Annotated in this window: 1 protein-coding gene; it reads left to right on the top strand. The window is 73.9% G+C overall.

Features of this window, described 5'->3' with window-relative positions; all coding sequences use genetic code 11:
* Positions 1 to 2,832, top strand: a 2,832-nt coding sequence (locus tag ACTMTF_RS49270; protein ID WP_441117018.1) for a type I polyketide synthase, incomplete at both ends; no start/stop codon positions are given.

Below are 2,832 nucleotides of genomic sequence, written 5' to 3' on the forward strand. Positions count from 1 at the left end.
GATCCGCAGCATCGGTTGTTCCTGGAGTCGTGCTGGGAGGCGTTGGAGCGGGCGGGGATCGATCCGGGGACGCTGCGTGGCAGCCGCACCGGCGTCTACGCCGGCAGCATGTACGAGCACTACTCCACCCGCTTCCTGGACAAGGCGCCGGAATCGGTCGAGGGCACCCTGTTCACCTCCAGCGCCGCCAGCGTGCTGTCCGGCCGGGTCTCCTACACCTTCGGGTTCGAGGGCCCGTCGCTGGCGGTCGACACCGCCTGCTCCTCGTCCCTGGTCGCACTGCACCTGGCCGTGCAGGGGCTGCGGCGCGGTGAGTGCTCGCTGGCCCTGGCCGGCGGCGTGTCGGTGATGGCGTCGCCGGTGCCGTTCGTGGAGTTCTCGCGCCAGCGCGCGCTGGCCCCCGACGGGCGGTGCAAGTCGTTCTCCTCGACCGCCGACGGGGCCGCGTGGGCGGAGGGCGTCGGGGTGCTCGCGCTGGAGAGGGTGTCCGACGCCCGGCGCAACGGCCGGCACATCCTGGCGGTGATCCGCGGCTCGGCGGTGAACCAGGACGGCGCGAGCAACGGGATGACCGCGCCGAGCGGGCCGGCTCAGGAACGGGTGATCCAGCAGGCCCTCGACGACGCGATGCTCGACGTGCGCGACGTGGACGTGGTGGAGGCGCACGGCACCGGCACCACGCTCGGCGATCCGATCGAGGCGCAGGCGCTGCTGGCCACCTACGGCCGTATCCGGTCGGAGGACAACCCGGTGTGGCTCGGCTCGCTGAAGTCGAACATCGGCCACACTCAGGCGGCTGCCGGGGTGGCGGGTGTGATCAAGATGGTCAAGGCGCTGGAGCACCGGACGCTTCCGCCGACGTTGCACGTGAAGGAGCCGACGCCGCATGTCGACTGGTCGGCGGGTGGTGTCCGGCTGCTGACCGAGGCGGTGAGGCTGCCGGGCGATCGGCCGTTGAGAGCCGGGGTGTCGAGTTTCGGGGTCAGTGGTACGAACGCGCATGTCATCGTGGAGGGCGCGGCTGGGCCGGAGCGGGTGGCGCTCGCGGCGGGGGAGCCGCTGGTGTGGCCGGTGTCGGCCAAGTCCGCGGAGTCTCTGCGGGCTCAGGCGGCGCGGTTGCTCGCCTACGCGGAGGACGTCACGGTTGACGAGCTCGCCGGTGCCGGCCGGGTGCTGGCTCGGCGTGCCTTGTTCGAGCATCGTGCGGTGGTGGTGGCGCGGGACCGGGAGGAGTTGCTGGCCGGGCTGACCGCGCTGGCCGAGGGCGCGCCGCACGCCGCCGTCGCCACCGGCGTCGCGTACGCCGATGCCCGCCCGGTGTTCGTCTTCCCCGGCCAGGGCTCACAGTGGGCCGGGATGGCGGTGGACCTCCTGGACGCCGACGAGACGTTCCGGGCAGCCCTCCTCCGCTGTGACGAGGCGCTGCGCCCGTACACCGGATGGTCTGTCGTGGACGTGCTGCGCGGCGCGCCCGGCGCGCGGTCGCTGGACGGCACCGACGTGATCCAGCCGGTGCTGTTCGCGGTCATGGTCGCGCTCGCCGAGCTGTGGCGCTCACTCGGGGTGCGGCCCGCCGCGGTGGTCGGCCACTCCCAGGGCGAGATCGCCGCCGCGTGCGTCGCGGGCGCGCTCTCGCTGGAGGACGCCGCCAAGATCGTGGCGCTGCGCAGCCGCGCGCTGATCCGGCTCGGCGGCAGCGGCGGCATGCTCGCCGTGGGGCTGCCTGCGGCGCAGGTCCAGGAGCGGATCGAGCGGTGGGCGGACCGCCTGTGGGTGGCCGTGCACAGCAGCCCCGCCGGCTCGGTCGTGGCAGGCGAGGTCGCCGCGCTGGAGGAGTTCGCCGCCGCCTGCGGTGACGAGGTCCGGGTACGCCGGATCGCCGTTGACTACGCCTCCCACACCCCGCACGTCGAGGCGCTCCGCGACGAACTGCTCGCCGTTCTCGACGGCGTACGGCCGCGCGCCACCGACATCGGCTTCTGCTCCTCCCTCGAAGGCGAGTTCATCGACCCCGCCAAGCTGACCACCCAGTACTGGTACGACAACCTGCGCAATCCCGTACGGTTCGCGCAGGCCGTCACCGCCTTCGCCGGCACCGGCACCCCGCTGTTCGTCGAGGTCAGCCCGCATCCGGTGCTCGGACCCGACACCGAGGCCATCTGCGACGCCGCTGACATGCCCGCGGGCGTCTGCCACACGCTGCGCCGGGACGCGGGCGACCGCCGCCGCTTCCTCACCGCGCTCGCCCACGCGTGGGTCCTCGGCGCGCAGGTCGCGTGGAGCGACGCGCTGCTCCCCGCGACGCACCCCCGCCGGGAGCCGCCGACGTACGCCTTCTCCCGGCGCAGGTTCTGGCTCCTCGGCGGCGAGTCCGGCCGGATGTCCGGGGCGGACGGCTCGGCGCACCCGCTGCTCGACGCCGTCATCCCGGTGGCCGGAGACGGCTACGTGCTCACCGGCCGGATCTCCCTGCGCGGCACGCCCTGGCTGGCGGGCCACGCCGTGGCGGGACGCGTGCTGCTGCCCGGCGCCGCCTTCGCCGACCTGGCCCTGGAGGCCGGTGCCCAGGCGGGCTGCGCCCGGCTCGACGAACTGGTCATCGAGGCCCCGCTCTTCCTGCCCGACCAGGGCGCGGTCACCGTACAGGTCACCGTGGACCCGCCGGACGCGGGGCGGCGCCAGATCGCCGTGTACTCCCGCGCCGACGGCGACGAGGACGACGGCGGCTGGATCCGGCACGCCTGCGGTGTGCTGAGTGGTTCGGGGTCGGGTGGTGGTGTCTGGGAGTGGGCTGGGGTGTGGCCGCCGGTGGATGCGGTGGTGGTGGATCTG

It is taken from the genome of Nonomuraea sp. ZG12 (assembly GCF_052068115.1).
In the GTDB taxonomy this organism is placed as follows: domain Bacteria; phylum Actinomycetota; class Actinomycetes; order Streptosporangiales; family Streptosporangiaceae; genus Nonomuraea.